Source organism: Micromonospora sp. D75, from assembly GCF_018070405.1.
GTDB lineage: Bacteria > Actinomycetota > Actinomycetes > Mycobacteriales > Micromonosporaceae > Micromonospora > Micromonospora chalcea.
The window spans coordinates 1-5,922 of the sequence record NZ_JAGPXV010000364.1; the positions used below are offsets into that span (position 1 = coordinate 1).

4 protein-coding genes and 1 pseudogene are annotated in these 5,922 nt (G+C 69.9%); 1 reads left to right on the plus strand and 4 read right to left on the minus strand.

Features of this window, described 5'->3' with window-relative positions:
• Nucleotides 1-39: 39 nt before the first annotated feature.
• The 3 genes from KBX39_RS20485 to KBX39_RS20495 form a co-directional block, all read right to left on the minus strand.
• Nucleotides 40-540, minus strand: a complete 501-nt coding sequence (locus tag KBX39_RS20485; RefSeq protein ID WP_210872005.1) for a SigE family RNA polymerase sigma factor — start codon at nucleotides 538-540, stop codon at nucleotides 40-42.
• A gap of 149 nt (nucleotides 541-689) precedes the next feature.
• Entirely contained in the window at nucleotides 690-3,686 is a 2,997-nt protein-coding gene (locus tag KBX39_RS20490; protein WP_247660396.1) for a UPF0182 family protein, read from the minus strand.
• 127 nt (nucleotides 3,687-3,813) lie between these two features.
• The gene (locus KBX39_RS20495) at nucleotides 3,814-4,827 is read right to left on the minus strand and encodes a PDZ domain-containing protein (RefSeq protein WP_176722737.1); all 1,014 of its coding nucleotides are present in this window, start codon (nucleotides 4,825-4,827) and stop codon (nucleotides 3,814-3,816) included.
• 115 nt (nucleotides 4,828-4,942) lie between these two features.
• Between KBX39_RS20495 and KBX39_RS20500 the strand changes: the two are divergent.
• A pseudogene (locus KBX39_RS20500) lies at nucleotides 4,943-5,416 on the plus strand (zinc-dependent metalloprotease); the annotation flags it as partial.
• Between the two features lie 151 nt (nucleotides 5,417-5,567).
• Here the strand turns inward: KBX39_RS20500 and KBX39_RS20505 are convergent.
• A partial coding sequence (locus KBX39_RS20505) for a M48 family metallopeptidase (RefSeq protein ID WP_210872009.1) occupies nucleotides 5,568-5,922 on the minus strand: 355 nt, incomplete at its 5' end.

Sequence of the window (5,922 nt, forward strand, 5' to 3'; positions counted from 1 at the left end):
AGGTCCTCGGTGTCCTGGTAGAGGTCGGAGAAGATCGGGTCAGGCATTGCGGACCTCCTCCGGGAAGTTCACGTCGAGCAGGGCGGCGAGAGCCTTGCGGCCCCGGGCCAGGCGGGCCTTGACGGTGCCGCTCGGCACGCCGATCTGCGCCGCGATCTCCGCGACCGACAGGTCGGCCAGGTGGTAGAGGACGATCGCCTGCCGCTGGTCCGCCGACAACTGCCGCAACGCGCTGACCAGCGCGACAGTGTTCTCGGAGGGTGGCCGGACCGGAGGTGGTGGTCCGTGCCGCCGGTAGGCGACCACGCTGTTGCGGACCTTGCGCCACCGGTTGACCAGCAGGCGGTGCCCGACGGTGCGCACCCACGCCTCCGGGTCGTCGTACGTGCCGACCTGGGACCAACGCTGCCAGGCCCGCGCGTACGCCTCCTGCACGAGGTCCTGGGCCTCGGCCGGGTCGCCGGCCACCGCGTAGCCGTACCGGATGGCCCGCCCCGACGTGCTGCGGTAGAAGTCGTCGAAGCTGTTAGCGTCCCGCATGTGCCCTCCCGCCCCCACACGTCCACCTGCACTGTTGACGGCGCAGTGCGGTCCGGGGTTGCGGGCGGGGAGTCCGGAAAACGACACGAGCCCGGGGTCCGGGTGACCGTTGCGGTCCCGGACCACGGGCTCGTGGTGTCGGCTCGGCGTCAGCCGCTCGGCGTGGGCGCGGGCGACGTGGGCGCCGGCGGTGAGGCGCTGCCCGACGGCGCCGGGTTGCCCGAGCCGCCGGCCGCGGACTGTGCCTGCTGGAACGCGCTCATCGCCTCGTCCAGCGCCTTCAGCGCGCGCCCGTACCGCTCGAAGTCGCCGGACGCCTGCGCGGCCTTGACCTCGCTGATCGCGGTCTGCACCCGGGCCGCCGCCTGGGCCAGTTCGCCGGTCGCCGGCGGGGTGTTGTTGTCACCCCCGGTCGGCGTCGGCGTCGGCGTCGGCGTCTCGTTGTCGTCGGTGCTCGGCGGCGGGTTGTTGTTCGGCGCCCGCTTGCCCTGTTCGACGAGCTGCTTGATGCCGTCGTTGAGGTTGTTGGCGAGCACCACGTACGAGCCGCCGTCACCGTAGGAGAGCAGCACCTTCTGCAGCAGCGGGTACGCGTCCTGGTTGCTGCTCTTCACGTAGACCGGCTCGACGTAGAGCATGCCGTCGGCGAACGGCAGCGAGAGCAGGTTGCCGTACTGCACCTGGGCCTGGTTCGAGGAGAGCAGGTTGAGCTGCTGCCGGATGTCGCCGTTGTTCGTCATCTGCTGGTGCACCTGCGTCGGCCCGGAGATCCGGGTCTGGTCCGGCAGCTCCAGCACCTCCAGCTGTGGCTTGCCGTCGACGTACGAGCCGGAGACCAGCGCGGCGAGGTTCTGCCGCCCGTTCGGAGTGACCGCGGAGGTCAGCTGGAAGCGTGGCCCCTCCTGCCCGGGGAACTGGGTGAAGAGGTAGTACGGCGGCTGCTTCTGCCCGCTGTCCGGCGCGTCCGGCACGTTCGGCACCTGCCAGAAGTCCTGGCCGGAGTAGAAGTCGCCGGGGTCGGTGACGTGGAACTTGGTGAGCAGGTTGCGCTGCACCTTGAACATGTCCGCCGGGTAGCGGAAGTGCTCGGCCAGCTCGGCCGGGATGTCGCCCTTGGGCAGCACCAGGTCACCGCCGAACGCCTTGTTCCACGCCTTGAGCACCGGGTCGGTGTCGTCGTACGAGTAGAGCTTGACCGTGCCGTCGTAGGCGTCGACAGTCGCCTTCACCGAGTTGCGGATGTAGTTGACGTTCTCCCGGGCGAGCTGGAACGTGCCCCGGCCGGTCAGCTCGTCGGCGGTCTCCGCCTGGAGGTTGACCCGCTCGGCGTACGGGTAGGTCGCCGCCGTGGTGTAGCCGTCGATGATCCACAGGACCCGGCCGTTCACGACCGCCGGGTACGGGTCGCCGTCGAGCGTGAGGAACGGAGCGACCTTCTCCACCCGGTCACGCGGGTTGCGCACGTAGAGCAGCTTCGAGTTCTCGTTGACCGCCTCGGAGAGCAGGAAGTTCGGCTCCTGCTCCTTGATCGAGTAGAGCAGGCGGCGGGGGAACGAACCGATCTTGACGCCGCCCTCGCCGCTGTAGGTGTAGTACTGCTCGCCACCGGTGGAGGTGGGCCGGTCGAACTCGACGTTGCGGTCGCCGTTCTGGCCGACGATCGCGTAGTCCCCGGGCTCCATCCGCTCGCCGTAGTAGATCCGCGGCTGCTGGGCCGGGATCTCCTCGGCCGGCGAGGAACACGCCTCCTGCGCCTTCTCACCCAGGAAGCCGGAGACGAAGTACGGCTGACCGCCGCAGACCACCTGGTTCGCCGGGGCGGCCACCAGGCCGTACCCGTGGGTGTAGACGGTGTGGCGGTTGATCCAGTTGCTCTGCTGGTCGGTCAGCTCGCCGTAGTTGATCTCACGGACGCCGACCACGTAGTCGGAGGTCTTGTCCTTGACCGAGTACCTGTCGATGTCCAGCTTCGAGCCGAAGTCGTAGAAGCCACGTACCTGCTGGAGCTGGGTGTACGTCTCGGAGACCAGCTGCGGGTCGAGCAGCCGGATGTTCTGCACCACCGAGGTGTCGGTGGCCAGGCTGGCGGGTGGAACGAGGTTGCTCGCCGCGTACGGTGTGATCTTCGTGCCTTCGAGGCCGAACGCGGTGCGGGTGGCCTTGATGCTGCGTTCGATGTACGGCGCTTCCTTGTCCCGGGCGCTCGGCTTGACCTCGAACGTCTGCACGGCCCACGGGTAGATGCCGCCGATCGCGACCGCGGAGACGCCGAGCAGGGCGAGCGAGATGCCCGGCCAGACCAGGTTCCGCATGACCGCGTTGGAGAACACGATGATCGCCAGCGCCACCAGGACGGAGATCCAGGCGAGGATCTCCTTCGCCGGCAGCAGCGCGTTGACGTCGGCGTAGCCGGCGCCGTAGAGCTTGGCGCTGTCGTTGTACTCCAGCAGCATGGCCCGCCGGTCCAGCACGTACGCGACGGCCTTGAGCAGCACGAAGAACGCGACCAGCGAGCTGAGGTGGGCGCGGGCGGCGTTCGTCATCCGGTCGCCGACGCCCTGCAGCCGCACCCCGCCGAAGATGTAGTGCACGGCGAGCGCGCCGAGCAGGGACAGCACGACGGCGGTGAAGCCGACGCCGAGCAGGTAGCGCCAGAACGGGAGCTGGAAGACGTAGAAGCCGACGTCGATGCCGAACTCGGGATCCTTCACGCCGAAGTCGCCGCCGTTGCGGAACAGCAGCCACTGGCTCCACCGGCTCTGCGCGGACAGGCCGGCGAACAGTCCGACGACGGCGGCGGCGAGCGCGATCCAGGTGCCGAGGCGAGGGCTCAGGAGCATCCGATAGCGCTCCAGCGTGGCCTGCTCGGCCGAGTGCGGGCGCATCCGGGGTCGCAGCCGGTAGGCGAGCCAGAGGTTGCCGGCCACGATCAGCGCCATGCCGACGCCGACCACCAGGAACAGCAGCAGCCGGGTGGCGAGCACGCCGGTGAAGACCTGGGTGTAGCGGACCTCGTTGAACCAGAGCCAGTCCGTCCATGCGTTGACGCCCCAGCCGAGCAGGGTGAACAAGACGAACACCCCGATCAGGACACCGATGGTGACGCGTCCGCGTCGGCTCATCCTCGGCAAGGGACTGCTACGCATGACCACTGTTGGCTCCGCACGCTCGATGTGATCGGCTCCGACCAGGCACCAAGAGTACGGGGTCATCCTGAGCACGTCGGGTCAAGGTCACGTCACGATCGGCACAGCAGTCGTGGTCCCGGCCGGTTCAGCAGCGCGTCGGCTGCCCCCCGGTACGCAGCGCCTCGAGTGCCTTCAATGCCTCGTCCAGCGTGGCGACCTTCAGCATCGGCAGGCCCGGCTGCGGGTTGCGGACGGCCTCGGCGCAGTTGTCGGCGGGCACCAGGAACGCGTTCGCGCCGGCCTCCTTGGCGCCGACGAGCTTCTGCGCGATACCGCCGATCGGGCCGACGCGGCCCTCGTCGTCGATGGTGCCGGTACCGGCGATGATCTTGCCGCCGGTCAGGTCGGCCGGCTCCAGCTTGTCGATGATGCCGAGCGAGAACATCAGCCCGGCGCTCGGCCCGCCGATGTCCCCCAGATCGATCTTGAGGGTGAACGGGTGCGGCTGCTGCTGGTCGATCTCCACGCCGATCCGCGGCCGGCCGTCCTGCTCCTGGCTGGTCACCGTGGCCGTGCCGGGGGTGTCACCACGGGTGTAGCCGATCCGCAGCGCGGTGCCGGCCGGCTTCGACCGGATCAGCTCGGTCAGCTTGGCCGCGCTCGTCACCGGCACCCCGTCGACCGAGGTGAGCACGTCGTCGGGGCGCAGCACGTCGGCCGACGGCCCGCCCGCCGTGACCGCCTTGACCAGCACCTTGATCGGGTAGCCCAGCTCACGCAGGGCCGCCGTCTCGGCGCTGGTCTGCGAGTTCTGGAAGTCCTCCGCGTTGCGCTTCTCGACCTCCTCCTGCGACTGCCCCGGCGGGTAGACCAGCTCGCGCGGCACCACCGCCTCGTCCGAGGAGAACCATCCGGCCAGCGCCGACCGGAGCCGCACCGTCGGCTGCACGCCGACCGTGGTGAGCCGGAGCTGACCGGCGGACGTCGACGTCGAGCGGCCGGTCACCTGGATGACCTCCTTGCCGTCCTCGCTGCCCAGCGTGTTCACCGTCGGACCGGGACCGAGCACCACGTACGGCAGCGGCACGCTCAGCACACCGACGCTGAGCAGTGCGGTGAGCAGGGCACCGAGCAGGACGGTCACGCCGCGACGTCTCATGCGCCAGAGCGTACCGATCCGCGCCCCGCCGCCCGGCGCGGTGACCCGAGGACTTCGCCCTCAGCGCAACGCCGAGTGGCACGACCTGCGGCGGGGCCCGCGTACCGTAGACGTCGTGCCTGATATTCCGTTCGGTTTCGCGCTCCCGGGTGGTCAACCACCGGACCCCAACGATCCCGCGGCGATGCAGCAGTTCATGTCGCAGTTGCAGCACCTGCTCTCGGCGCCGGGCAGCGGGCCGGTCAACTGGGACCTGGCCCGGCAGGTAGCCGCCAGCCAGCTCGCCGCCGCCGGCGACCCGGCGGTGTCGCCGTTCGAACGCAACGCGGTCGAGGAGGCGCTGCGCATCGCCGACCTCTGGCTGGAGCCGGCGACCTCGTGGCCCTCCGGCATCCGCACCTCGGTCGCCTGGAACCGCAACGAGTGGATCTTCAAGACGCTCGACGTGTGGCGCAAGCTCTGCGACCCGGTCGCCAGCCGGATGGTCGGCGCGATGGGCGACCTGGTGCCGCCGGAGGCCCGCGCCCAGCTCGGCCCGATGCAGTCGATGGTCGCCACGCTGGGCGGCGCGCTCTTCGGCGTCCAGGTCACCGGGCCGAGCAACGCCACCACCACACGTCGGGACACCCGCCGACCTTAACCCCACCCCACACGCGATCATGACGTTGACGGTGACGAAACGGACGGATCACCAGGCCAACCTCATGATCAACCGCGCACGGCCGAGGGCGAGAGGGTGGTCAGGGGATGGCGGCGGTGGCGGCCACGCCCTCCAGGTAGCCGCGCGCCCGCTCCGAGCGCGGGTACCGGGCGACCAGCGCCCAGAACTCGGCGTTGTGACTGGGCACGATGAGGTGCGTCAGCTCGTGCAGGAGGACGTAGTCGATCACCCAGTCGGGCATGTCCTGGATCCGGTGCGAGATCCGGATGGTGCGGTCGGCGGGGGTGCAGGAGCCCCAGCGGCCGTTCTGGTTGGTCACCCAGCGCACGCTCGCGGGCACGGCGGCCGAGCCGTACTCGGGAAGGTAGCTGTCGATCAGGCGGCGGGCGCGGGCGAGCAGTTCGGCGTCCGAGCGGGCGAGCCGGCCCTCGCGG

Excerpts from the sequence above, each read along its gene's own strand:
- KBX39_RS20490 (WP_247660396.1), bottom strand. The coding sequence starts at position 3,686 with ATGCGTAGCAGTCCCTTGCCGAGGATGAGCCGACGCGGACGCGTCACC.
- KBX39_RS20485 (WP_210872005.1), bottom strand. The coding sequence starts at position 540 with ATGCGGGACGCTAACAGCTTCGACGACTTCTACCGCAGCACGTCGGGG.
- KBX39_RS20495 (WP_176722737.1), bottom strand. The coding sequence starts at position 4,827 with ATGAGACGTCGCGGCGTGACCGTCCTGCTCGGTGCCCTGCTCACCGCA.